At 52.1% G+C, this 24,416-nt stretch carries 22 protein-coding genes; 1 reads left to right on the forward strand and 21 read right to left on the reverse strand.

The features are described from left to right. Together cdd and ybaK are read right to left on the reverse strand one after the other, a co-directional pair. Complete coding sequence (cdd, locus tag LI015_RS05085) at window positions 1-417, reverse strand: cytidine deaminase (protein WP_002564727.1); 417 nt, start codon at window positions 415-417, stop codon at window positions 1-3. Between the two features lie 106 nt (window positions 418-523). Beyond that, window positions 524-991 (reverse strand): Cys-tRNA(Pro) deacylase, encoded by a 468-nt coding sequence (ybaK, locus tag LI015_RS05090; protein WP_002564728.1) that lies wholly within the window; start codon window positions 989-991, stop codon window positions 524-526. Between the two features lie 206 nt (window positions 992-1,197). Here ybaK and LI015_RS05095 point away from each other — a divergent pair, with 206 nt between their 5' ends. Beyond that, window positions 1,198-2,292 carry a DUF362 domain-containing protein gene (locus tag LI015_RS05095; RefSeq protein ID WP_002564729.1) on the forward strand — a complete coding sequence of 365 codons (1,095 nt, stop codon included), beginning with the start codon at window positions 1,198-1,200 and terminating at the stop codon, window positions 2,290-2,292. A gap of 10 nt (window positions 2,293-2,302) precedes the next feature. On the opposite strand, the gene LI015_RS05100 is transcribed toward LI015_RS05095, so the two are convergent. From LI015_RS05100 to LI015_RS05190, 19 genes are all read right to left on the reverse strand, one after another. After that, entirely contained in the window at window positions 2,303-3,082 is a 780-nt protein-coding gene (locus LI015_RS05100; RefSeq protein ID WP_002564730.1) for an alpha/beta fold hydrolase, read from the reverse strand. Between the two features lie 91 nt (window positions 3,083-3,173). Next, on the reverse strand, window positions 3,174-4,883 hold the full coding sequence (locus LI015_RS05105; RefSeq protein ID WP_002564731.1) for a DEAD/DEAH box helicase: 1,710 nt from the start codon (window positions 4,881-4,883) through the stop codon (window positions 3,174-3,176). Between the two features lie 484 nt (window positions 4,884-5,367). Then, window positions 5,368-6,228 (reverse strand): patatin-like phospholipase family protein, encoded by an 861-nt coding sequence (locus LI015_RS05110; RefSeq protein ID WP_002564732.1) that lies wholly within the window; start codon window positions 6,226-6,228, stop codon window positions 5,368-5,370. Window positions 6,229-6,336: 108 nt separating this feature from the next. Beyond that, a complete protein-coding gene (locus tag LI015_RS05115) occupies window positions 6,337-6,792 on the reverse strand; it encodes a YhcH/YjgK/YiaL family protein (RefSeq protein ID WP_054353891.1) in 456 nt (151 codons plus the stop codon). Between the two features lies 1 nt (window position 6,793). After that, on the reverse strand, window positions 6,794-7,570 hold the full coding sequence (locus tag LI015_RS05120) for a hypothetical protein (RefSeq protein WP_054353890.1): 777 nt from the start codon (window positions 7,568-7,570) through the stop codon (window positions 6,794-6,796). Between the two features lie 34 nt (window positions 7,571-7,604). Continuing rightward, window positions 7,605-9,734 (reverse strand): hydantoinase/oxoprolinase family protein, encoded by a 2,130-nt coding sequence (locus LI015_RS05125; RefSeq protein ID WP_227124265.1) that lies wholly within the window; start codon window positions 9,732-9,734, stop codon window positions 7,605-7,607. Between the two features lie 16 nt (window positions 9,735-9,750). After that, window positions 9,751-11,094, reverse strand: a complete 1,344-nt coding sequence (locus tag LI015_RS05130; RefSeq protein ID WP_227124266.1) for a citrate transporter — start codon at window positions 11,092-11,094, stop codon at window positions 9,751-9,753. A 42-nt stretch (window positions 11,095-11,136) separates the two neighbouring features. Next, window positions 11,137-12,144, reverse strand: coding sequence for a 3-dehydro-L-gulonate 2-dehydrogenase (yiaK, locus tag LI015_RS05135; RefSeq protein ID WP_002564737.1), 1,008 nt, complete (start codon window positions 12,142-12,144; stop codon window positions 11,137-11,139). 374 nt (window positions 12,145-12,518) lie between these two features. Next, window positions 12,519-13,517, reverse strand: a complete 999-nt coding sequence (locus LI015_RS05140; protein WP_002564738.1) for a LacI family DNA-binding transcriptional regulator — start codon at window positions 13,515-13,517, stop codon at window positions 12,519-12,521. 335 nt (window positions 13,518-13,852) lie between these two features. Continuing rightward, the gene (locus LI015_RS05145; protein WP_002564739.1) at window positions 13,853-14,809 is read right to left on the reverse strand and encodes a TIGR03943 family putative permease subunit; all 957 of its coding nucleotides are present in this window, start codon (window positions 14,807-14,809) and stop codon (window positions 13,853-13,855) included. A gap of 20 nt (window positions 14,810-14,829) precedes the next feature. Further along, window positions 14,830-16,137, reverse strand: coding sequence for a CobW family GTP-binding protein (locus LI015_RS05150; RefSeq protein ID WP_227124267.1), 1,308 nt, complete (start codon window positions 16,135-16,137; stop codon window positions 14,830-14,832). Between the two features lie 432 nt (window positions 16,138-16,569). Beyond that, a complete protein-coding gene (locus LI015_RS05155; RefSeq protein WP_002572539.1) occupies window positions 16,570-17,610 on the reverse strand; it encodes an NAD(P)H-dependent amine dehydrogenase family protein in 1,041 nt (346 codons plus the stop codon). Window positions 17,611-17,691: 81 nt separating this feature from the next. Next, on the reverse strand, window positions 17,692-18,534 hold the full coding sequence (locus LI015_RS05160; RefSeq protein WP_002564742.1) for a MerR family transcriptional regulator: 843 nt from the start codon (window positions 18,532-18,534) through the stop codon (window positions 17,692-17,694). Window positions 18,535-18,817: 283 nt separating this feature from the next. After that, window positions 18,818-19,483 carry a potassium channel family protein gene (locus tag LI015_RS05165; protein ID WP_002564743.1) on the reverse strand — a complete coding sequence of 222 codons (666 nt, stop codon included), beginning with the start codon at window positions 19,481-19,483 and terminating at the stop codon, window positions 18,818-18,820. A 15-nt stretch (window positions 19,484-19,498) separates the two neighbouring features. Further along, window positions 19,499-20,872, reverse strand: a complete 1,374-nt coding sequence (locus LI015_RS05170; protein WP_002564744.1) for a TrkH family potassium uptake protein — start codon at window positions 20,870-20,872, stop codon at window positions 19,499-19,501. A gap of 142 nt (window positions 20,873-21,014) precedes the next feature. Continuing rightward, on the reverse strand, window positions 21,015-21,836 hold the full coding sequence (locus tag LI015_RS05175) for a metal ABC transporter permease (protein ID WP_002564745.1): 822 nt from the start codon (window positions 21,834-21,836) through the stop codon (window positions 21,015-21,017). Beyond that, on the reverse strand, window positions 21,833-22,609 hold the full coding sequence (locus LI015_RS05180; protein WP_227124268.1) for a metal ABC transporter ATP-binding protein: 777 nt from the start codon (window positions 22,607-22,609) through the stop codon (window positions 21,833-21,835). Before LI015_RS05180 ends, LI015_RS05175 begins: the two co-directional genes overlap by 4 nt. A gap of 52 nt (window positions 22,610-22,661) precedes the next feature. Further along, on the reverse strand, window positions 22,662-23,693 hold the full coding sequence (locus LI015_RS05185) for a metal ABC transporter substrate-binding protein (protein WP_227124269.1): 1,032 nt from the start codon (window positions 23,691-23,693) through the stop codon (window positions 22,662-22,664). Beyond that, a complete protein-coding gene (locus tag LI015_RS05190; protein ID WP_002564748.1) occupies window positions 23,680-24,357 on the reverse strand; it encodes an HAD family hydrolase in 678 nt (225 codons plus the stop codon). The genes LI015_RS05185 and LI015_RS05190 overlap by 14 nt, the downstream gene beginning before the upstream one ends. Between the last annotated feature and the right edge of the window lie 59 nt (window positions 24,358-24,416).

The following is a 24,416-nucleotide window of genomic DNA, read 5'->3' on the forward strand; positions in this document are numbered from 1 at the left end:
TCACGCACCTCCCAAGTGGTCAGGTCCAAAGCTCTCCGGAAGCAGCTGGGCCAGGGTATATTCCCTGTATTCCTCCGCGCTTTTAGCCAGGATAATGCAAAATGAGTCCGGATTGCAGAACTCCCGCATGACCTGCCGGCACACGCCGCAGGGCGGGCAGTAATCCCCTGCTTTTCCGTCTGGACCTCCGCATATGACAATGGCCTCAAACTCCCTCTCGCCCTCGCTCACCGCCTTTGCAAAAGCGCACCGCTCCGCACAGATGCCGGGACTGTAGGCTGCATTCTCAATGTTGTTGCCTGTGTACACCTTCCCATCCCTGCAAAGCAGGGCTGCCGATACATGAAAATGGGAATACGGTGCATAGGAGCGCCCAAGACCGTCCAGGGCTGTCTGTATCAATAATTCTCTCTCCAAATTCCCCCTCCTCCTTCTGCCCGGGCCAGGGACCGGACCTTCGGATACTGCCTCCAGCCCGGCCCCGGCCTGTTGTTCTGCTACCATTATAATATAAGCCAGCCCCTTAAACAAGGGAAACAAACTGCCCCTGCAAATAGCTTCTCAAATCCTCCGGGGACAGGGTGACCTGCACGCCTCTCTGGCCTGCGCTGACCATGATGGTGTCGTATAGCTGAGCCATTTCTTCTATATAAGTAGGGAAATGTTTCTTCATACCGATGGGAGAACAGCCCCCGCGGATGTAGCCGGTGATATCAAACATATCCTTTACGTGAATCATCTCCACCTTCTTCTCCCCCGCTGCCCTGGCAGCCTTCTTAAGGTCCAGCTCCTCATCCACAGGAATGCAGCACACCAGATATCCTTTTTTCTCACCTTTCAGCACCAGGGTCTTATACATCCTGTCGTGGTCCACCCCCATAAGGTCTGCGGCGTGGCTGCCGGAAAGGTCGTTTTCATCCACTTCATAGGTACCTGTTTCATACACTATACGGGCTGCGTCCAGAAGACGCATTACATTTGTCTTAACCATACCAAACACTCCTTTTAACCGGCCCGCTTTTCCCTGCGGACCATGTTTCAGGAATATCATACTCTTTTTTCCGCTGCCCGTCAATCAAACCCAAAACAGCCTCCCTTAAACGTTTAAAAGAAAGTGGAATGGAGTATTCACAAAGTAATATTATACGGTTATAATGGGAAATAAATACGCAAACGGCAGGAAAGGAAATCTCATATATGGAAAAGAATGATATCATCATCATACACGGAACAGATTACAAGAACATGGCCAAGCGGGTCCTGGAACAGGCCGGCGTGGCGGCAGACATCGGTGATGTGAATAAAAAGATTGCATTAAAACCCAATCTGGTAACTGCCAAGGCGCCCTCCAGCGGAGCCACCACCCACAGTGAGCTGCTGGCCGGTGTCATAGAATACCTCCGGGAACACGGCTTTCAAAACATCACCATCATGGAGGGTTCCTGGGTTGGCGACCACACGGAAGACGCTTTCCAGGCCGCGGGATACCATCAGGTTTGCAGCCGGTATAGCGTCCCCTTCGTGGACCTGCAGCGCGATACCTGGAAGGAATACGATGCAGCAGGCATGAAAATCAAGCTGTGCGATAAAGCAGCTGCCGTGGATTATATGATTAACATGCCGGTGCTGAAGGGACACTGCCAAACCACCGTAACCTGTGCCCTGAAAAACAACAAGGGTGTGATTCCCAATTCAGAAAAACGCCGCTTCCACACCCTGGGGCTTCACAAGCCCATTGCCCACTTAAACACCATTGCCCGCAGTGACTTCATCCTGGTGGACAATATCTGCGGTGATTTGGATTTTGAGGAGGGAGGCAATCCCGTGGTCATGAACCGTGTGCTGGGCTTTAAAGATCCGGTGCTCTGCGATGCCTTTGTATGCGACTGCATGGGTTATTCAGTGGACGACGTGCCTTACATAACCATGGCCGAAAAACTGGGGGTGGGAAGCACGGACACAGCCCATGCCAACATGATCTATCTGAACCAGGCCACGGAGGCCGACAGTAAATTCCGCATGACCAGGCGCGTACAGCACCTGGCTGCCTACACGGCCCCGGAAGACGCGTGCAGTGCCTGCTACGGCTCCCTTATATATGCCCTGGACCGCCTGAACGACATGGGGTATCTGAGGAAGGGCCTGCCTCCTGTATGCATCGGCCAGGGCTACAAGGGGCAGGATGGCGCCATCGGCGTGGGACAATGTACCTCCTGCTTTGCCAAAACCCTGGGCGGCTGTCCCCCTAAAGCAGCGGATATCGTAGACTTTTTGAGCACCCAATGGAAATAAGCCCGTTTCCTTAAAGTCCCCGCTGCCTGAGCCAGGCCATGATATGGGCCCCGTATGCCTTTTCTTTCTTGAGGAGGGTAAAATGGTCCGCCCCTTTGACAAACACCACCTTTGAATCGGGAATCTGTTCTCCCATCCACAGAGAGTGGCGGGGGCGGATCATGTCCCTGCGGCCCGTAAGAATCAGGACAGGCGCCTGGATACAGGACAGCTTATCCTTGTCCAGCCTGGGCCATCTGGCCATAAGGCCTAACAGCTGGCGGCTTTTCACAGCCCTTTCCCTGACGCCCCGGGGCAGCGGCACCTTTTCCAGACCGCGCCAAAGGGCGTATTTTAATTTTACCTCCATAAGCGAGGCTGCGCTCATTCCTCTGGGCAGGGCATTTCCGCTGACCGCCACCACGGCGGACACACGCCCCGGATAGCAGCTGGCTGTCTCCAGGGCCACATTTGCCCCGTCGCTGAAGCCCAGTATCACCGCCCTGGGCACATGGAGGAATTCCATGACCTGAACCACATCCGCCGCCATATCCGGGATGGTCAGATCTCCTCCGGCCGCCTCCTCTTTCATAAGAGAGGACCCGTGGCCCCTGCTGTCCATGAGAATCACCCTGTAATACCGGCTCATAAGCTCAGACAGCCTGGCAAATATTTCGTGGCTCTCACCATTGCCGTGGAGCATGATGAGAGGCATACCCTGTCCCATTTCCTTATAATAAAGAGACGCAAAACGGTTGTCCACATATCCTTCCTTCATCGGCTCTGCCTCCTTCCTGTTGACCTTCACCATATCACACCTCCGGTAAAATGTAAATACAGGCACAGCCCGGCAGATAGAAGTCCTGCCGGGCTGTGGTTATACGGGTCTGTAAGTCCCGCTCTTATCTTCTGTTAGTATTGGCTTTTTCCACGTGAATATTCTTTCCCTTGATCTTGGCATGGGCCATGGCCTTCAGCACATCGTCCGCATAGCGTCCGGGCACATCCACGAAGGTATATCCGTCGTACATATCAATGCTTCCCACCATGCGTCCCGGAATTCCCGACTCTCCGGCAACTGCTCCCAGAATGTCTCCTGGGGTGATTCTCTGGGCCTTGCCGATGTTGATGAACAGTCTTGCCATCTTCTCATCCCCTTCGCCCAGCACGTAATCCACAGCAGCGCGGTCTGTTGCTCCCTTGCGTCGGTTTCCGTAGGCGCTGCGCTCACGGCCTCTGCCGCGGCTGCTTCCACGTCCAAAGCTGTCCAGTTCATCCAGGGAACGGGCTGTCTCAAAGCTGTCGATGATGTCTTCGCTCTCATCTCCCATGCTCATCTTGAGAAGGGCAGCTGCCAAATCCATGGAGGTGTAATCCTCCTCCATTAACTTCTTCTCAATAATGTTCACCATCTTGGTCAGGTCTGTGTCATTTAACACCTCCTGAACCTGGTCCAGAATCTTCTCCACCTTGATTTCCGTGATATCATTTAAAGACGGAATGGCCTGGGGAATGATTTTAGTCTTGCAGTAACGCTGGATATCCCTGAGCTTATAGACCTCCTTGCCCATAACAAGGCTGAATGCCTTTCCTTCCCTTCCCGCTCTGCCGGTACGGCCGATACGGTGCACGTAGTACTCGTCATCCTGGGGAATGTCATAGTTGAACACTGCTTCCACATCCCCTACATCTATGCCTCTCGCAGCCACATCCGTGGCCACCAGAATATCGGTGCGGCCGTTCCGGAAGCTGTCCATGACACGGTCACGCTGGACCTGCTTCAAATCTCCATGAAGGCCCTCTGCAAAATATCCCCTTCCCTGGAGTTCCTGCACCAGGTCATCCACCTGACGCTTTGTATTGCAGAACACGATGGAAAGCTTCGGCGCATACATATCCAGCAGACGGCTCATAACCTCTACCTTATTCTTCGGCTTAACCTCATAGTAATACTGGGTCACCTTAGGCACGGTCAGTTCCTTCTTAATCACCCGGACCGTCACCGGGTCCTTCTGGAACTTCCTGGCAATCTCCGCAATGGCCTGGGGCATGGTAGCTGAGAACATCAGGGTCTGGCGCTCCTCAGGCAGCTGGCTTAAAATAGTCTCCATATCCTCCAGGAAACCCATGTTCAGCATCTCATCCGCTTCGTCCAGCACTACGGTGAGGACATGGTCCACCTTTACAGTCTTTCTTCTCATATGGTCCATGACACGGCCCGGGGTTCCCACGATAACCTGTGTTCCGTCCTTTAAGGAACGAATCTGCTTTACGATATCCTGGCCGCCGTATATAGGCAGCACCTTCACACCGTGCATGAACTTTGCAAAACGGCGCATCTCCTCCGCCACCTGGATGGCCAGCTCCCTGGTAGGAAGCAGCACGATAGCCTGAAGCTTCTTCACCTTCGGGTCCACCTTCTGAAGAAGAGGCAGACCAAATGCAGCTGTCTTGCCTGTTCCGGTCTGTGCCTGGCCAATCATGTCACGGCCTTCCATGGCTACCGGAATGGCCTGAGCCTGAATCGGTGATGCCTCCTCAAATCCCATCTCTGTGATGGCGCGGATAATCCGCTCGTCTAATTGTAACTCGTCAAACTTAACTGTCTCCATATAAAGTTAATATCCTTTCTTCCTCTGCCGTCCCATATAAAAGAGCCTCCGGCAGGCCGCCTTGTGCATATTCCCTGACTCCGCTGCCACGCATCCGTCTGCCTGTTTCCAGGACATTTCCCCCGAACCCCCAAGCAGGCCTTCCAAAGCCCCCGGCCAGATACCGCACCGGCTACGCATACGTCATACCATGCACCGCAATTTATTAGTTTCTTCGTGAAACGAAGTCCTCCACGCGAACAAAAAAACGAGGGGTAAACAGGCACGTCTCGGGCCTTTCATCCTCTCGCTTCGTACGGTTATTAACTATAACAGATATAAAAGTCAGTGTCAATGGAGGGGTTATAGATTTTTATATCAATTTCAGGGCCGGTTCCCGTGAAAATGCCCGAATGAAGCATTTTTCACGGTCCCGGCCTGATTTTTTCATGAATTTACCAGACTTTCGCAGGATTAAAGCAGCTGTTTTCACACAATTTCTCATTCAATTAAGGACTTTGCGTATCTGCGGAAGCATTTTCCTGGTGTACTCATACCCCCGTTCCATACATTCCCCCATCAGTTCAAAGGTCAGAAGGCCTGCCTTGGAGCTTAAGGGCGGCTTCAGCAGCAGCACCTCACCTGTGGAGGCGCAATCCTTCAGCCGGCCGCTCATAATGGAAAAGGAGTGGGAAGCCACCTCCATAACGCTGTGGTCCGAAGGCGCTTCGTAATCCCCTCCGATGTCCACTGCCAGCACATCCCGGATACCGGCTGCCTGCAGAAGGTTGACCGGGAGAATATCCGTAACGCCTCCGTCCACCAGAAAATACCGCCCCAATTTTCTGGGCGCAAATATGGCAGGCACGCTGGCTCCGGCCATCATGGCTTCACAGAGATATCCGTTCCACTCCCATGTCACGTGCTCCATCTCCCTTACCTGGTCGCTGTTTGTAAAGCAGATGGTATTTCCGCTAATCAGGTCCACTGCCGGTATGACTAACTTAAACACAGCCTCGTCCATATGCTTCCTGCCGGTCATCTGAAAAAAATAGTCCTGCAGCTTATCTCCCTTAATAAGACCGGACAGGTTTACGCCCTTTCCCGTCAGCAGCTGGGGCATAAATGCCAGCAGGCCGCTGTAATCCGGGTCCAGATACTCGCCTCCGTGTTTCTCCAGATGAAGCACTGCCTGCTCCATCCGGGAGACAGACATTCCGGAGGCAAAAAGTCCTGCCACAATTCCCCCTGCGCTGGCTCCTGCCACTGCATCCGGGCGCAGTCCCGCCTCCATAAGGGCCTTAAGCACCCCCACATGGGCTGCCCCCCTGGTTCCGCCGCCTGCCAGTGCCAATCCATATCCCATAATAAATCCCTCCGCCCTATCCTGTGTCAATGCCGTACCGGTAATAGGTACATATGCACTGGCACAGCCGGATATGACAGAGGGAAGCAGGTGAAATATAGTTTATTCCTAAACCCTGACCTTCACTACAATCTTACGCACCTTGCAGGGAGTACCTGCAATACATCTGGGCTTGTGGGCGTCCTCAGGAGCCACCACCGCGCAGTCCCCGGCCTTCAAAAGAACGGCGCCGCCCTGCTCCGGTTCCTTAAAGAACACGATATCATCCGCTTCATTATAAGGAGCTTCCTCTTCCAGCCCTGCCCGCTTTGTGTAGCCGAACTGCTCCTGGCCCTCCACCACATACTGTATATCAAAATACAGATCGTGGGATTCATACCTGCATGCATCTGCCGGCATAGTGGTATACTCCTGCACCGAGGCAAATACCTCATCCCCGTCAATATCAACACGGCCCAGGGGCAGCGCCTTTAAATCCGTGTTTCTTAAGAACTCATAGCCTTTTTTGAATTTGTCCTCCAGGTAATCGTATTTCTGGATTAAATCAATACTTGTGGTCAGCATGTCAACCTTCCTTTCCTTCGCCGTTTCCGGCAAACGCCGCGATTTCTTCGTAGAGGGCCGTGGCCGCCTCTTTGTCATAGCCGTACATCATCAGCACATCCAGGACATATGGGGTGAAGGTGATTCCTGTCAGGCAGCGGGCAAACTCCATGCCCGCGATCTCTCCCAGACACAGTATCCTGGAACGGTTGGAAAACGGCTTCTTCCACAGCTCCACCTTTTCTGTCTGGGTAAATATGGAATCCTTTTTCCTGTACTCCGTCACATGGAACAGTTCATGGGCCAGCAGCACGTCTTCCACTGCCCTGTTGCCCAGAAGCCCCTCCAGCTTTTCTTCCCGAATCAGCTTCTGCGCCCGCTCTGCGCCGTCCATGAAAATGGTAATGGAATCCGGTTCCTGATACTGGGCAAAAATCACATGCCCGCCGCCCCCCGGCACCTGGGGCGTTAAAACCTTAAGCCCCATGCCGGCAGCAATATCCCAGACATCTGTCTTCCCCAGAATCAGCTGCGCCTCACTTCGCCCGCACTCTGCCGCCCGAAAGCCGTATGCCAGCTTCTGTTCCCTGGAAAACCTGCCTTCCAGCGGGTCCCTGGACCAGGCATAGAGGTACCAGGCTGTCTCGTCCAGGGACAGCAGGTGTTCCACCATGGAATACAGGGACCTCTCCCTTGACGGAACCGCCATCTGCTCCATCATGGCCCTTTGTTCCCCTGCCGTTTCCCTGCTGTTTCCCAAAAAAGCCCGGAACAGCTTTCTGCCGTCTTCTCTCTTCATGGAAAAACCTCCTCTGCACCTGTCCCCTTCTATTCTACAACTGATTCTTTGCTCCGACAATCACAATATCTTCCGACGGGTCCACCATCTGCATTTCCACATCCATGAGCATGAGAATCTGCTCCAGCTCACCTGTGCCGTTAAAGTCCATGACTCTGGCGCCCACACACAGATAGTAGTCGGGCCGCAGGATGGCATCTGCCTTGAAAATGGCCATTTCTTCCCACATTCTGGAAACAATGCTCCGGTAGGAGGATGCCTTGGCAAGAACCACTTCCCCGTCTGTCCTCTGCACCTTGATAAATCCCTTCTTATCCAGGATACGAAGTGGCTTTCGGCCCCTGCTTTCCATATTATAGACATAGAAGTTAGGCGTCTGGCCCACCAGGTTCAGCTCTTTCGGCCCGGACCTTAAATCCTCCGCCGCCAGGTTCCTTGCCTCCTCCTCGCTGCACTCCTTAAGAAGGTCCGTTGTCTTGACCTCCGTGGAACCCAGTGCAATGGCAGTGAGCTTGGAGGTCTGCGGGTCAATTTCAATGTGGACCTCCACGGATCCGGGCGCTGCCCCGCTCTCCACTGCTTTGTCCACCGCCTCCCGCTTGATGCTTCTGATATCATCCGGCGTGGGGTTGGGTACCACCCGCTCCACAACGTCACGGACCATGGCCAGAGCCACGCCTATGGAGGAAATAACCTCTGCATTTTCAGGCACACTGTACTTAATATTCATCTTATTGGCACAGAACCCAATCAGGGATGTGGCGCCGCCGCCCACGCCCACCAGGGATATCTGGTCATGCTCCAGGCGGTACTTGTCAGCCAGCTCCATGATAATAGGCTCGATCTTCTCATAGGCCCTGGTAAGAATCTGGGAAGCCACATCCTCCACCGTGGTGTTCAGGTAATCGGCAATGGGCTGCATGGCTTTCCTGGCCGAATTTACACTGCCGTAGGAAAAGTCCTTGGGCGTCACCAGTCCCAGCACATTGGCCGCGCAGCTGTTGGTGATGGTGATGCGCTTACCGCTCTTTAAGCGGATAGCCACGTAATCCTCCGGATCTCCCTCCTTCGGAGAAAAGAATTCCAGCCGGGGCTCCACGATTTCTTCCTCATCTGTAAATACGGCGTAATCCAGTCCCGCAATATGGGCGGAACGTGGGCCCACATCGTGGACGCCGCTCTTGTTCACCCGAATCATGCTTCCGCCTGCAACGCCCAGCACCCGCACATCCAGGGAGCTGATATAGGTCCTGTGTCCGCCTACCACAGAGTAATCAATGGCAGGGCGTCCGTTCTTGATAACGCCGATATTGGTGGTGGTTCCACCCACCTCAAAATACACGCCGTTGGATGCCCTCAGGTACATAAGGGATCCCATAACACTGGCAGCCGGACCGGAAAGCATGGTCAGCACCGGGCGCTTCTTCATCTCATTGATTTCCATGACCCCGCCGTCTCCACGCATAATCATGAGAGGCACCTCCACGCCGGCCTTTCGCACGCTCTCCTCCGTGGAATTGGCCGTGTTCAGCATCTTGGGCAGAATGCTGGCGTTTATGGCAGCTGTCCTGGTCCGTCTGGTCAGGCCGTAGAGCTTGGTAATGTCCGAGGCAACGGTTGTCTCCATGCCCATCTCGTCATGGGCAATCTCGAACACAAACTGCTCCCCGGCAATGTCGTCCACCCCGTAAGCGTCTGACGCCACCAGCACCTGGGCGCCCTCCGCTTTAAGCTCCTCAACCGCCTTCCTGACCGTATTCTCGTCCTCTTCACTGTCGCTCAGATAACGGTTCTTTATCTTTATGCTTCTGCCGGATCCCAGGTCGATATCCTTAAGGCGGGTCTGATGCTTTGCCAGAAAGCCTTCCATGCCTCCGGGCCCCATGCCCAGCACGCCCACGCAGGCCACATCGCCTTCAATCAGGGCATTGGTGGCCTGGGTGGTGCTGTGGGCCACGAAAATAACATCCTCAGGGGCAATATCATTTTCCCTTAAGCAGTTCTGAAATGCCTTCACCACGCCGGCCGCCACCCCGTACCTGTCATCATGAGTGGTCTTGACAGAAGATTTTCCTATGATTTCATGTGTGGCGTTGTCAATCGCTACCGCCTTTGTATGGGTTCCTCCAACGTCGATTCCCATTCTCACCAGTCTGTTTCCCATGTTTCTTCTCCTCCCGTTAACCAAACATGATAAATGTTATAACCTGCAGGATGCAGCAGATAATCCAGCCGCACACCACGCTCATCTTTAAGAATTCCTTGGTAGATACCTTTGCGTAGCTGATTCCCCATACAATCCATGACTGGGTGATGCAGCAGGACACGTTCATAACCGTGGTGGCGGCAATCATCAGGGGAGCCAGGAAGGCCACCTCAAAACCCACGCCCTTTAAAATGCCCAGGGTAGCCGCGCCGCAGCCGTAAAGGGTGAAGGGTCCTCTGAACATTCCAAGGGGCGCCAGCACACAGAAAATAACGGTGATGAATAAGGTGCTGTGGGGAATGATATTTCCCAATAGCGCGTTGAAATATGGAATGCACAGTTCTGCCGCCTTGTTGAACATGGGAACCACCAGCAGGAAGCCTACCAGGGGAGCCGTGTCCACCACGCCGTCAAAGAAGTCCTTGTTAAAGGTCCTGCAGGCAGCCCGGAAGCTTTTCAGCTTTCCGCATACAAACAGCGCATAGAAGCCGCCGATCAGAAAGCCCATGATAATGGGCACCTTGAACACAATTAAAAGGAATACAGGGATAAAGGGCGTCAGCAGGGACGGTGTGGGAGCAAAATCCAGTTTCTGGCGTACCGGCCTTCTGGCTGCCCAGGAATGGACCGATTTTTTTCTCATGCAGAACAGAATCAGTATAATGGTAAATACCAGCTGTACGGCCAGTGCAATGCCGCCCCATTTCACATACTGCTCATAGGGGTACAGGACCTTGCCGTCCCCGTCCAGGAAGAACGCGGTGTACTGTCCGAAGAGTACAGGGTTCAAAAACATTCCCGCTCCGATGCTCAGCATAAAGGATACAACGGACAGCACCTTGGGAATTCCCAGGGACATGAAGATGGGAAGGATGATAACGCCGATAGCTACCACTGCGCCGGCCCCGAACAGGGAGGAAAATATGGCAGCCGTAACAATGCACAAAAGGATACAGGTGACGGCGGGCTTGTCGCCGCCCAGCTCCGTGGTCTTGCGGATAAGGGTGGCTGCGATGCCTGTCTCTAACAGCACCCGGCCGAACCATGCCCCAAACACTACATTTACCAGCACTGAGCCCCAGCCCTCCGGGCCGCTCTGGAACACCTTGGAAAATGCCTGTATCCATGTAATCCGTATGCTGTCTCCATTGGCTGCGATAAATTCAGGATTAGACGCCAGAAGGTTGCCTGTCATGGGAAGGATGGTCCAGAGAATGGCCATAATCAGCATTCCCATCATCAGGTTTCCGCCCCTGGCCGCGTAGACGGCCAGGCCAAAGAACGATGCTAAAATCAGTATTCCTATGATATATTCCATAAGTTAAATCTCCCCTCTATATTGCTATTTTAGCTCTGTGCTTCAGCGCTCAAGGCTGTTAAGCGTTTCCCACACCTCGTCAATGACCGGAATTCCGTCTCTTGTATTGGTCTCTCTGGTGATGAGTTCCAGTTCTCCCGGATAATACACTTCCCCGCCTTCCCTGATTGGCTCTGAGGACTTGATGTCGGCCAGAATCTCATCCACAATGGAGTCCGTTTCCTCCGGCGTGTTGAATCTTAAGGGGTCAATGGCTATCATAATCTGGCTCAGTCCCACCTCGTCCCCAAAGGTGCCAATCCTGCTGACGGAATTGCCGTTTGTCAGAACCGTCGCTATCAGGTCCAGGGCAATGGAGATGCCGCTGCCCTTCCAGTATCCCATGGGAAGCACCCTCCATGTTTTCTCAATCTCAGCCGGGTCCGTGGTCAGGTTGCCCTTTGTATCATAGCCTCCGGGAACCGGAAGCTGCTGTCCCTTAAGCTTTGCCTCCTCTATCTTTCCGTAGGAAAACTGGGATACGGCGCAGTCAATGACAGCGTGTTTTCCGTTGCTTCTGGGGATGGACATGATAAATGGATTGTTTCCGATTTTTCTGTCCCTTCCGCCCCAGGCAGGCATGTTGGGCATGGTGTTGGACCAGCAGATACCGATGCATCCCTTGTCCGCTGCCTGCCAGCCGTAGCTGCCGCCCCGCATCCAGTGGTTATTATTTCCAAGGGCCACCACGCCCACGCCGTACTCCCTTGCCAGCTCCACAGCCCGGTCCATGGCCAGCTTTGCATTGAGGGGGCCGAATCCCCTGTGTCCGTTCCACCGCTCAATGGCTCCCATGGAGGATTCACAGGTTGCAATGGCGGCGGAATCAATCTCTCCCTTATCCAGATACTCCACCACCCTGGGGAAGCGGTTCACACCGTGGGAATATACGCCGTCCAGGCTGTTGTTTGCAAATACGGTGGCCGCGTCCTTTGCATGCTTTCCTGAAAAACCTCTGCTCTCTAAAATCCTCTGGAACTTCTCTAATAAATCCTCATACTTTACTCTCATGGCTCTCTCCTTTTATGTTAGCTTTCTCTTTTTTAAGAAAGCGCTTTCTCATGACACTATTATAGCATTATCAAGATTTATGTCAATATAAAAGTGTTTAATCTCTTTATCTTTATACAATTTGCACTATATTGTCTCATGCTTTTTGTGCATTATAATCCCGTTTTTTCTTGTTTATAAAAGCGTTTTCTTATTATTGAAAAATAAAAAGGAGTTGGAACAAATTATCTTTGTTTTTACCAACTCCAATTCTAAAAAAGCGCTTTTCCGTATTTCCTCATACCAAGCCCTGTTCTGTGTTATACGGCTGTACGCCGGCAGGACGCCTGATATACCCAGGCACCGGCACTATGCGTGCTGTCTTACCCAATCTTTCAAAATAACGCGGAACCGCGCACCACCAGCTCCGGCTGGATGGCCACGCTTGTGGCCGACTCCTTTCCTTCCATCCTGTCCCTGAGCAGGGAAGCGCACATTCCGCCCAAAAGCTCCGGCTTGTTGTCCAGGGTAGTCAGCTCAGGTTCGCATATTCTGGAATCCGGCGAATTATTGCAGCCGGTAATGGCTATATCCTCCGGCACCCGGTATCCCCTTTCCTTAAATTCCTTCATGAGTCCGATGGCCGTGATGTCTTCGCCGCACACCACCCCGTTGACAGGCCGGCCGGCGGCAAGAATCTTTCTGGCGGCATCCCTTCCCCCTTCCAGGCTGCTTTCATCCACAATCACCACCCGGTCGTTTCCGTCAGGTACATCCCTCAGCTTCATGGCTTCTAAAAATCCCTGCCGTTTTGCCCTGCCGCTGTCTGTGGCAATATCAAAAACATAGAATAAGTCCATACGCCCATGGTCAAACATATAATCCGAAGCCATGCGGATTGCCTTTGTGTCATCCACCAGGACTGAATAAAAATTAGGCAGCTTTACCTGTCCGTTGGCAATGACTACGGGTGTATCCTTTATCTTGGCAGTAATCTCAGGATAATTTATCAGCTCATTGAATACAGAGCCGATGAGCACAATTCCGTCTGTCTGTTTCTCTGACAGTATCTCGAAATACCGGTCGCATTCCTGTATGGACCCGCCTGTATTACACACCGAAACATTATATCCCAGATTGCTGAACTCCTGTTCAATCACATATATCATCCTGGCATAATGCGTCACCCGCACATCCACTGTCAGGATAGCAATATTCTTCATGGTTTTGGAGACCATGCCCCTGGCTATGGCGCTGGGCTTATAGTCATACTTTTTAAGAACGGCCTCCACCCTGTCCCTTATCTTGGGATTCACATTTCCCTTATTGTTGAGCACCCGCGAAACAGTGGAGATAGAGGTCCCTGCCTCGGCTGCAATGTCATAAATATTCATCCCTTCACCCCTTTTATTCCTTTACACTTCTGTGCTTTCATCCCCTGCTCTGCTCCTGCTTTTTTCGTGAAAGCCCTTTCTCTATATTGTAATGGACTTTTCCGGATTTTGCAAGATAAAATCCAGAGGGTTCTGACAGGTTGCGTAATGGATATAGAACCACATATGGAATTGGCGATGAAATCGACAATGGATTTGGCAATGGAATGAGATGTTATACGAAGCATGTTATACGAAAAACAGCAGCCCGCCGCGTCCCTCCCATGCAGGGCAACACGTTTTGCTGCTGTTTTTTAGCGCCCTAAGGCATGTCCCATAACTGTAAACTATCTTTCCTAAAACTGCACAACATCCTTTATCTCTTCCGCCCGTTCCACATGTTCGGCATAAAGGACCGGCCCCTCGCCGTGATAATCCTTCTGGTATTCAATACCTACCTTTGCCCGGACCTTCACCCACTGTTTTGTCTTGTAATCCTCCGCTTCCGGCCATTTGCACATAAAGCCCAGAAACGTCATATCCGCCTCACAGCATGTCATGGCCATGCGGCCAGGCACAAACTGGCCCTTGGGGAATTTAGGAGTTTTAAGAACCATGGCAGTGAATTCCACCACCCTGTCCTTATAGCGCTCCGGCTGGTCCATACAGTCAATATACCAAATACCGTAATCCTCAGGCTTAATTTCAATCACATCCGCGCCAAGGTCATAGGGAAGATCCTCCTCCAGGGCAGCCTGTTCGATTTCCCCTTCCTTGTCCTCCAGGACAATCTCGCTTTCCCGGCTCATGGCCCGTATGGTCCTGCGGTACGCGGTCAGCTTGTCATCCCCAATCCCGTCGCACCGGTTCACGATAACCAGCTCCGATCCCCGCAGCATGGCCCCCAGAAGCGGCTTCATGTTCTGCACATAGAGTTCAAAGGTAGAACCGTCAATAATGGTAATCTGCTGATAAATGGTCCAGTCATCCGGCAGTTTTAAATCATCCTGGTTCCACATGCCGTTCCACTCCATCAGCACGCGTTCCGGCTGGTAGATAACCTCCAGTTCATTGAGATACTGGGGGGTCAGCTTCTCCATGTCATCCACAAACACCACTGCCGTCTTATTCTTCTTTAACTTTTTCTCGTCATACTCCGTATCGCCTTCCTCACACACAATGAGAAGGGTCTTTCCCTCTGTTTTAAAGTAATCCTGCTGCATGGTAAAATCCAGAAACTGGGTCTTGCCGGCCTCCAGAAAGCCATTGATTAAAAACAAAGGCATAATATCGTCTTCTATCTCATAAGCCATGTCTGTTTCCCCTTATCCAATCAGCCTCTGCCGAACACGCTGTTCAGCTCTTCCTCTTTCAGGCTGGCGCCAATCACACATACCTTGCCTGTATAATCCGGTCTGCCCTGGCGGATTTCATACTGCTCCGGCACCAAATCAAAATACAGCCACTCACCGGGATTCTCTGTGGGAAGCATTCCCTTGGCCCTTAACACATCTCCAAACTCCCTGGTGGAGGAGAGACGTTTCAGAATATCCTCCAGCTGCTCATGGGTCACCGGAACAATGGTTTCCATTCCCCAGCTGGTAAACACCTCGTCTGCATGATGATGGTGATGCTCATGACCGCAGCCATCATGGTGATGATGCCCATGGCATTCCTCGTCATGGCCGTGGTGATGCTCATGGCAGTCCTCATCGTGATCGTGGTGGTGATGCCCATGGCATTCCTCGTCATGGCCGTGGTGGTGCTCATGGCATTCCTCATCATGATCGTGGTGATGATGCTCATGGCATTCCTCGTCATGGCCGTGGTGGTGCTCATGGCATTCCTCATCATGACCGTGGTGGTGATGCTCATGGCACTCCTCATCATGGTCATGGTGATGCTCATGGCACTCCTCATCGTGATCGTGGTGATGCTCATGGCATTCCTCATCATGGCCGTGGTGGTGCCCGCAGCACTCCTCGCCATGACCGTCATGATGGCGGCTCTCCCGCACCTCTGCCAGCAGATCATCCAGCATAGTATCCTTCTTCTCAATAATCTCCAGAAGCTGGCTTCCTCCAAGCTGGTCCAGAGGAGTGGTGATAATGACAGCATTTGCATTCTTCTCGCGAATCATGTCCACATCCTTCTGTATTTTAGAGGCATCCGTAATGTCTGTACGGCTCAGTACGATGGTTCCTGCATTCTCTATCTGATTATTGAAGAACTCTCCAAAATTCTTCATGTACATTTTGCATTTTGCCGCATCCACAATGGTTACAGCGCTGTTTAGCTCCACATCCATATCTGCTGATACGTCAATGACTGCCTTCATCACATCTGACAGCTTGCCCACACCGGACGGTTCGATGATGATGCGCTCCGGCTTGTACTGTGTCAGAACCTCAGCCAGGGATGTACCAAAATCACCTACCAGAGAGCAGCAGATGCAGCCTGAATTCATCTCCCGGATTTCAATGCCTGAATCCTTCAGAAAACCGCCGTCAATTCCAATCTCGCCAAACTCATTTTCAATCAGGACAACCTGTTCTCCGGCAATGGCCTCCTCCAGGAGCTTCTTAATGAACGTAGTCTTGCCCGCTCCCAGGAATCCGGAGATAATATCAATCTTTGTCATTTTATTCTTTCCCTCTTTCTCAATATCCGAAGCCCTGCCAGTCCTGAAAGCAAGTGAAACCATCCGCCGCCCTGTCCTGGCAAAGCTCTGTTTGTAAAGCCTGTCAATTGAATATTGTTGCACATTCACTGGATAAAGTCAAGACATATGGCCCTATTCTATTGCTATTCTATTACCGCTCTGTTTCTATTCTGCCGTATCACACTTTCATTTTATCCATATTTTAACCGTTCCAAAGGGTCAGGCAAGAGTTTTTGAGAAAAAATGCAGCAAACAGCCAGGCAGACCTTCTCGCCTGCCTGGCTGTTGTCCCGGTACCGCGGGCCCTTGCCCATTCTTTTTTCTTTATCTCCGTTCTGCCTGACCGGCTTTCGCCGTGCTCAGCCGGTTAAGTCCATGATTCTGCCGGCCAGTTTCCTCTTACATCTCCTCTTACATATCCAAATACATATGCATCGGATAGGAAAGATACTCCACATCCTCCAGCTTCTCCACCGTAATGTAACCTGCCGGAGCATTTAAAATGGTCGGAATCCGGTTTACAATGGTGGCGCAGGTATGCTCCACAGTGGCCGGCTTCTGTACAAAGAAGGTGGTGTCGGGTTCGCCTATGATTTTCCAGTCGCACAAATCACCGTCATCCGGTCCGTATACCTTGCCGATACACTGGGTCTCTATAACCGGGCCCTGGAAGGTCTCGGTGGTGACCACGGCGCTCATACCGATGCAGTTTCCCTTTGGTATGGTCATTCCCATGGTCTCTGAATACAGGTCCGTGGGATAGAAATATGGCACGCACTTCTGGGACTGGGACTTGATGGTCCATCCCATCTTATTGCACAGCGCTTCATTGGAATTCCATACATAACAGGGCTCCAGTGTCTCCGGGTGGGCAATCTGAGCTTCAAACTCCTCCGGTGTAAGCCCCACGCCGTGAGCCTTTGCCAGTGCCAGACCGTAATCTTCAACGTTATAGCTGGTGGCTCCCTCAATCCTGTCAATGCGGTGTACGCCTCCCGCCACACAGCCAATCATGTTAATCCAGAAAATATCCTGCATACCGGCTCCCACTATGGTGCAGCCGGTTTCCTTAGCCAGCTTATCCAGCTTGTTGGTAACGGCTGAGGACGTGGTCCATGGATAGATGGCCTCCTCGCAGGTGGTCACCACATTGATTCCCCTGGACACGCATTTCTCAAAATAGGGATATACATCCGACATGAAGCTGAACAGGGTAACCACGGCAATGTCAGCGTCGCACTCATCCAGGACCGCATCAGCGTCCTCCCTTATCACCACGCCCAGCTTTGTGCCAAGCCCTGCAAAATCACCTACGTCCATTCCTACCACGGCCGGATTCACATCAATTGCCCCTACAATCTCAGCGCCCTTTTCATAAAGATAGCGCAGGATGTACTTGGCCATCTTGCCGCAGCCATACTGTACCACACGGATTTTCTCGCAATTCATCATGATTCTTAAACCCCTTTCCTGAAAATAAGTTACGTGTTATTAGCTTCTGTTAATAGTATAAAGCTTATACACGGTATCAGGTCAAGGGTTATTTTTCCTGAAAGATACCGGCACCTGAAGGCGCAGGAACATGCCTCTCTCCTGCATATCCATGGGCACCTCCGCCACCACCTCGCAGATATAGTCGCCTGTCACCTGATACTCCTTTGTCCTGATTTCCTCCACCAGACGGCCCATATACTCCTTTTCCCTTTCAAATCCATTGCAGTAAATGCACAGGTATGTGCTGGCCGGTATCTCCGTAATCAGGCTGTCCTTTACAAAGCCCCGGTCCACCAGCACAAATATCTCCGTGGAATAGTACCTCCCCTCCATCAGGTGTTCCCTGCGCATCACGGTGCCTGCATTGTAAAAATAAATGGGGGAGAGCTGGTTGGCAATCAGGTTCTCCTTCAAATCCCTCAGTATCTTTTCATATACATCAATGTCGTAATCATAGAAATTCACTCCTGAATCCGTCATATACGTCAGTCTCCGGGGTATGTATTCCAGCACAATGGTCCCGTCCGGCGGCGCGTTTTCATACCATTCATAGCTTTCAAGGGTCCGCTCTATGGCCCTTCTCTGGTACATCAGCTCCCTGGATCTCAACTCCAGCTCCTCCAGGTTCCGGTGCAGGATTGTCTTGAACATATCAAGCTCAAAATGGGTCATCTGCTCCCTGATGTCCTTTAAGGACATGCCCAGGGCCTTCATATGCTGAATCATATCCAGCTGGGCGCTCTGGCGGATATCATAGTAACGGTAGCCGTTTTCCGCATCCCGGTACATGGGTGAAAACAGGCCTGCCTTGTCATACAGCCTCAGCGTCTGCTCTGACAGCCCGTTAAGCCGGGCCATCTGTCCTATTGACAGTTCTTTCACAGTGTGCACCTCCTCTTTATTATGTATAACTTCCAATTAAAGTGTTATTTACAGGATTTGCATAGCATAATTATACTAAAAAAACCTTATACCGGCAATAATGTTTCCGACGTCTTATTGAAAATTCGTCTTACATTTAACACTCAAACTTCCCCTCTCCCCACCTCTGGCCCTCTTCAGCAGTTACAGACACCGCAGAACGAAAACAACCGGAGAAACAGCAGCCTGTCAACACAGGCAGCCATTTCTCCGGCCCTATTATCCGTTGGACTCATCATCCTTCTTATACATTTTTCGTCAGATGCTTCACAATCTTCTCCGCATCCTCCTGTTTTCCAATCACCATCAGGTGGTTATCCCCTGCTATGACATGGTCGGCACCGGGCATGAACCTCATGTGTCCGTCCGGGTTTTTCACCGCGATAACCGATATGCCGTACAGCCGCCGGATATCGGAATCCTTTATGCTCTTTCCCACCCACTGGGGAAGGGGCTTGATTTCATAGATGGAAATGCCATCTGCCAGCTCCGTATAGTCAAACACATTGTTGGCACTGTAACGCACCGCTACCTTCTCTGCCACGTCCCGGTCCGGGTAAACCACCTCGTCCGCCCCGTTCTTTAGCAGCAGCCTGGCGTGAATATTGCGGTTCGCCTTGCTGACAACGTACTTTGCCCCTATCTCCTTAATCAGACTGGTAACCTCCAGACTGTTCTGGAAATTATTTCCGATACAGATAAAACAGATATCGAAGTTGCCGATTCCCAGGCTCTTAAGCACGGCCTCATTGGTACAGTCTCCAATCTTGGCGCTGACCACATAAGGAAGGACGGGCTCCAGCTTCTCCTCTGATATGTCCACTGCCATGATTTGATTGTCATGCTTGGCCAGGTTTTCACACAGGTGCTGGCCAAACCTTCCGATTCCGATAACAAGAATTGATTTCATCTCTAATACCCCTCTCTATCCTATGGTAATCCGCTCTGCCGGCAGCTGCACATGGGGCTTGCGGTTGGACCTGGTGAATGCCAGGGCAAAGGACAAGCTTCCGATTCGTCCGCAGTACATAAGCAGTATAATAACAATCCGGGAAAATGAATTCAGGCTTCTGGTAACTCCTGTGCTCATTCCTGAGGTGCCTATAGCGGAACATGTCTCAAAGAACACATCCGACATAGGCAGGTTCTGGGACACCATAATGGCTATGGTGGCTGCCAGCATCAGACCCAGGTTGATGGTCAGAATACAGGCCGACTGCCTGATGGACTCGTCCTCCAGCCTTCTCCCGAATATCTCCACCCCGTATGTCTGGCGGATATTGGAATGGACGTAAAGCAGAAGCACTGCCAGGGTGCTGGTCTTGATACCGCCGGCCGTGGAGCCCGGGCTTCCTCCGATGAACATGAGGATGGCTGACAAAAACTTGCTTCCGTCTGTCAGGGCTGCCGTGTCTACATTGTTAAATCCGGCTGTCCTGGGTGTGACCGCGCTGAAGAAACAGGCCAGAAAGGACTCCGAACCATTCATTCCCACTAAAATATTATTGCGCTCCATCAGATAAAAGAGTATGGTGCTGGTAATCAGAAGAACTGCCGTTGTAACCAGCACGATTTTGGTGTGAAGCATGTAGTGGCGGAAATCCAGCTTCTTCCTGGACAAATCGTCCCAGACAATGAATCCGATACCGCCTGTAATAATCAGGAAGGATATAGTTCCTATAACCACCCAGTCCCCCTCATAATTACAAAGAGAACTATACTGGCTGGTGTGTCCCATCAGGTCAAAGCCGGCATTACAAAAGGCCGAAACAGAATGAAATATTCCATACCAGGTACCGTGGACCAGACCGTACTCCGGAATAAACCGGCAGGCCAGTATAACAGCGCCTGCTCCCTCAAAAACAGCTGTGCCGATGATGATTTTCTTGGCCAGCTTCACCATGCCGCCAATCTGCAGGGTGTTGACGCTTTCCTGCATAAGCCCTCGCTCTTTGAGTCCGATTTTCCTTCTCAGAACAATAGACAGGAAAATGCCGATGCTGATAAATCCCAATCCCCCCAGCTGAATCAGCACCAGCAGCACCATCTGGCCGAACAGGCTCCACTGGGTCCAGGTATCTGCCACCACCAGCCCCGTCACGCAGGAAGCGCTGGTTGCCGTAAACAGGCAGTTGAGGAATGGCTCGCTCTGCCCGTCCCTGCTGGCTATGGGAAGCATCAGAAGCAGGCTTCCTGTCATGATAATCAGGAAAAACCCATAGGCAATGAACTGGGTCTGTGATATATGTTTTTTTAAACGGTAATGTTTTGGTTTTTTTCCAAACAGCTTCTCATTCATGTTCCCCTCATTTTAAATCCCATAAGTTATTTTTACCGCGGATCCCTCCGCATAAAGAGCATTTTAGCACTTTAGCCCCGGACTGTCTACTGCAAAACAGGATATAGCCGGCGGATAAAACAGCCGGCCCCGGCCGGAGGCATCAGCCTCTCAGGCGGCCCAGGGACTGCCACGCCATGAACAAAAGGAAAGCGCACAGATTCACCACCACCACGCTGGCCCCGGCCGGTATGGAAAACTGGTAGGATGCCACCATGCCTGCGAAAAAGCAGGCCAGGGACAGAAGGCCCGAGGACACCATGACGCCTCCAAAGCTTTTGAATACCCGCATGGAGGAAAGGCATGGAAATATCACAAGGCTGGATATAAGCATGGCCCCCATCATCCTCATTCCCAGCACAATGGTCACTGCCGTGAGAACAGCTATAATGATATTGTAGCGGCCCACATTGACCCCTGTTGCCTTGGCAAAATTCTCGTCAAAGGTCACTGCAAATATGCGGTTGTAGCATATTACAAACAGCCCCAGCACCACCAGGGACAGCACCACGCTGAGCCAAACATCCTCCCTGCTCATGGCCAGGATGCTTCCGAACATATAACTGCTCACATCCGTGGTCATACCCGTGGTCAGGGAAGTGACGATGATGCCTAGCGCCAGGGCGCTGGCTGATATGAGGGCAATGGCCGCATCGCTTTTAATCCGGCTGTTCTCCGTAATCCGAAGCAGGAAAAAAGCAGCCAGGACCACCACCGGAATGGATATCTTAAGGGGGGACCATCCCATGGCCAGGGCAATGGAAAGGGCCCCGAAGGACACATGGGACAAGCCGTCCCCAATCATGCTGTACCGCCTGAGCACCAGGCTCACTCCCAGCAGGGACGCGCACAGGGATACCATCATGCCGCCCGCAAGAGCCCTTACCAGAAACGGGTAGGAAAGCATTTCTCGTATCAGATTCATGATTTATCCTCCTTGTGCATGTGCAGCTTCACCGTGTGGCATCCGGCTGTGGGCTTGCATCTGCCCTGTTCCTTTTCATGGAAGAAATGGCCGGCTGCCTGGCTGTTCATATAGTCGTGGGCAGGCCCGTAGAACAGGACACGCTTTTGCAGGTGAAGGATCTTATTGGCCTCCTCCACCGCATTTCTCAGGTCATGGGACACCATGAGTATAGCCACCTTGTCCTCCCTGTTCAACCTCCGGATCATGGTGTAAAACTCCTGGATGGCCGTGGGGTCTAACCCAGTGATGGGCTCGTCCAGTATCAGCAGGGAGCTGGTGGCGCACAGGGCCCTGGCTATAAGTACCCGCTGCTGCTGCCCGCCGGACAGCTCCCTGTAGCACTGCTTCCTGATGGGTGTGATCCCCAGCTTCTCCATGTTCCTGTCCGCAATCTCTTTTTCTTTCTTAGAATAAAACGGAAGCATTCCCCTGCGGTTTAAGCAGCCGCTTAAGACCACCTCTGAGACAGTGGCAGGAAAATCCTTCTGGGCGGCCGTCTGCTGGGGCAGGTAGCCGATACCGGTCCTCTTTAGCTCATCTGCCGTTACAAGCTTGCCGCCCGTAGGCCTGATTAAGCCCAAAAGCCCCTTCATCAGTGTACTCTTGCCGGATCCGTTCTCACCCACGATGCACAGATAATCCCCGGGGTCCACTTCCATATTTACATCGGTCACAGCATCCTGGTTATCGTATCCGAAGTCCACATGCTGGCATTGAATTAATGGTGACATATTTTACCCCTTTTACAATTGGTTATTCCAGCCCGGATTATCCCGGCTCAGGTTATTCCAGCCCATACCGCAGGTTCTCCACATTCTGTTTCATAAGCTGGAGATAGGTGACGCCCTCGTCGAACTGCTTCCTGGTCACGTTGTGGCAGGAATGGAGAAGAAGGGGCATTGCTCCTGTTTCCTCCTGAATGATTTCCGCTGTCCTGTGGCTGGAAAGCTCCAGGTAATAGACAGCCGGAATCCGGTCCTCCTTTACCTTGTCTATCAGATAGGCAATGGTCCTGGCGCTGGGCTCCGTGTCCCCGCTGCACCCGGAAAAGGCAGCGCGGTAGGAAAGGCCGTACTCATCCGCGAAATAGCGGAAGGGAAACTTGTCTGCCACCACAATCATATGGAGACGCCCCTGGTTTACCACCTGTCGGAACTGGCTGTCCAGTTCCTTAAGTTCCTTCAGGTATGCCTGGGTATTATCCTCAAAACGGCTTTTCTCCCGGGGAGCTGCCTCTGACAAGGTCTGGCTTATTATTTTTACAATGGCCCGGGCATTGACAGGAGAGGTCCATATATGCTCATCGTATTCAATGTGCATCTCAAAGCCGTCCTCATGGCGGTGTTCTTCCTCCTCCTCCATGCCTTCCACATGCTCTTCCTCCACCACGTCCACATAGTCCATCATGGTCAGAACCTTCATGTGGCTGGTGTCCAGGGAGCCCAGCACTTTCTCCACCCACTGCTCCATCTCGCCGCCGTTGCAGATCAGCACATCGGCCTCCTGCATGGCAATCATATCAGCAGGCGTAGGTTCAAAGGAATGGCTGTCCATACCCGCGGGCACCACCAGCTTAAGCTTCACCCGGTCCCCTGCAATCTGGCGCACAAAATCATAGTAGGGAAAGATGGTGGTTACCACAAGGATGCGGTCATCCTTTCCCTCCTGGCCGGCAGCAGGCGCCTTTCCTGATTCAGGCGGCCTCTGTCCGGCGGCGCATCCCCATATACTTATGGCCATGACCGCGAAACCAAGCAAGGCCATAAGCCACGTAATTCCCCTGTATCTCAGGGGCATTCTATCATTCAATTCCATTCACATCCTTTATATACTGAACAACCTGGGACGGATGGTCCGCAATAAGCGCCGGATGGAAAGCCATAAGCTCTTCCCTTGTCCTAAATCCCCAGGTCACTCCCACTGTATCCACCTTTGCATTGTCCCCGGTCTCCATGTCCGTGTTGGTATCCCCCAGATAGAGGATTTCGCTCTTTGAAAGTCCCAGTTCCTCCGCTATGGCCCATACGCCGTCAGGGCAAGGCTTCTTCTTGATTCCCTTATCCTCCCGCTCTCCGTAGACCAGGTCAAAATACCCCTTTCCAAACACTCCCTGCACATTATCCAGTGTTCTGGGATGGGGCTTGTTGGACAGCACTGCAATGAAAATGCCCTGCGACTTTAAAAACTCCAGAAGCTCCCCGATTCCCTCGTATGCCTCCACACGGTACATACAGCATTCCCGAAAAATGTCCTGATACCGCTCCACCGCCTCCTCATAATGGGTCAGCTCCTTATCCCCGCAGGCAATAAGGGACCGCTCCAGCAGCTTCTTATAACCGTCCCCCACATAAAGCCGGCTCTCCTCCACGCTGATTTCACGCATGTTCCAATAACTCAGGGTATCATTCACTGACTTCTGGATGGCATAGATTGAATTCACAAGGGTCCCGTCCAGGTCGAATATACAGCATTTATACATTATGGTTACCATTCCTTTCCATGGCTATACGCAAATCTGTCTTGACACAACCTACATCA

The organism is Enterocloster sp. 210928-DFI.2.20 (genome assembly GCF_020554465.1).
GTDB lineage: Bacteria > Bacillota > Clostridia > Lachnospirales > Lachnospiraceae > Enterocloster > Enterocloster bolteae.

What these genes read in the sequence shown, in the direction of transcription:
- LI015_RS05110 (WP_002564732.1), bottom strand. Translation starts at nt 6,228, where the DNA reads ATGGGATATGGATTGGCACTGGCAGGCGGCGGAACCAGGGGGGCAGCC.
- LI015_RS05190 (WP_002564748.1), bottom strand. Translation starts at nt 24,357, where the DNA reads ATGTATAAATGCTGTATATTCGACCTGGACGGGACCCTTGTGAATTCA.
- LI015_RS05120 (WP_054353890.1), bottom strand. Translation starts at nt 7,570, where the DNA reads ATGAAGAGAGAAGACGGCAGAAAGCTGTTCCGGGCTTTTTTGGGAAAC.
- LI015_RS05180 (WP_227124268.1), bottom strand. Translation starts at nt 22,609, where the DNA reads ATGTCACCATTAATTCAATGCCAGCATGTGGACTTCGGATACGATAAC.
- LI015_RS05170 (WP_002564744.1), bottom strand. Translation starts at nt 20,872, where the DNA reads ATGAATGAGAAGCTGTTTGGAAAAAAACCAAAACATTACCGTTTAAAA.
- ybaK (WP_002564728.1), bottom strand. Translation starts at nt 991, where the DNA reads ATGGTTAAGACAAATGTAATGCGTCTTCTGGACGCAGCCCGTATAGTG.
- LI015_RS05125 (WP_227124265.1), bottom strand. Translation starts at nt 9,734, where the DNA reads ATGGGAAACAGACTGGTGAGAATGGGAATCGACGTTGGAGGAACCCAT.
- LI015_RS05115 (WP_054353891.1), bottom strand. Translation starts at nt 6,792, where the DNA reads ATGCTGACCACAAGTATTGATTTAATCCAGAAATACGATTACCTGGAG.
- LI015_RS05155 (WP_002572539.1), bottom strand. Translation starts at nt 17,610, where the DNA reads ATGATGAATTGCGAGAAAATCCGTGTGGTACAGTATGGCTGCGGCAAG.
- LI015_RS05100 (WP_002564730.1), bottom strand. Translation starts at nt 3,082, where the DNA reads ATGGTGAAGGTCAACAGGAAGGAGGCAGAGCCGATGAAGGAAGGATAT.
- yiaK (WP_002564737.1), bottom strand. Translation starts at nt 12,144, where the DNA reads ATGAGAGTAAAGTATGAGGATTTATTAGAGAAGTTCCAGAGGATTTTA.
- LI015_RS05165 (WP_002564743.1), bottom strand. Translation starts at nt 19,483, where the DNA reads ATGAAATCAATTCTTGTTATCGGAATCGGAAGGTTTGGCCAGCACCTG.
- LI015_RS05175 (WP_002564745.1), bottom strand. Translation starts at nt 21,836, where the DNA reads ATGAATCTGATACGAGAAATGCTTTCCTACCCGTTTCTGGTAAGGGCT.
- LI015_RS05150 (WP_227124267.1), bottom strand. Translation starts at nt 16,137, where the DNA reads ATGACAAAGATTGATATTATCTCCGGATTCCTGGGAGCGGGCAAGACT.
- LI015_RS05145 (WP_002564739.1), bottom strand. Translation starts at nt 14,809, where the DNA reads ATGGCTTATGAGATAGAAGACGATATTATGCCTTTGTTTTTAATCAAT.
- LI015_RS05140 (WP_002564738.1), bottom strand. Translation starts at nt 13,517, where the DNA reads ATGAATATTTATGACATTGCAGCCGAGGCAGGGACCTCTATCTCCACT.
- LI015_RS05130 (WP_227124266.1), bottom strand. Translation starts at nt 11,094, where the DNA reads ATGGAATATATCATAGGAATACTGATTTTAGCATCGTTCTTTGGCCTG.
- LI015_RS05095 (WP_002564729.1), top strand. Translation starts at nt 1,198, where the DNA reads ATGGAAAAGAATGATATCATCATCATACACGGAACAGATTACAAGAAC.
- LI015_RS05185 (WP_227124269.1), bottom strand. Translation starts at nt 23,693, where the DNA reads ATGGAATTGAATGATAGAATGCCCCTGAGATACAGGGGAATTACGTGG.
- LI015_RS05105 (WP_002564731.1), bottom strand. Translation starts at nt 4,883, where the DNA reads ATGGAGACAGTTAAGTTTGACGAGTTACAATTAGACGAGCGGATTATC.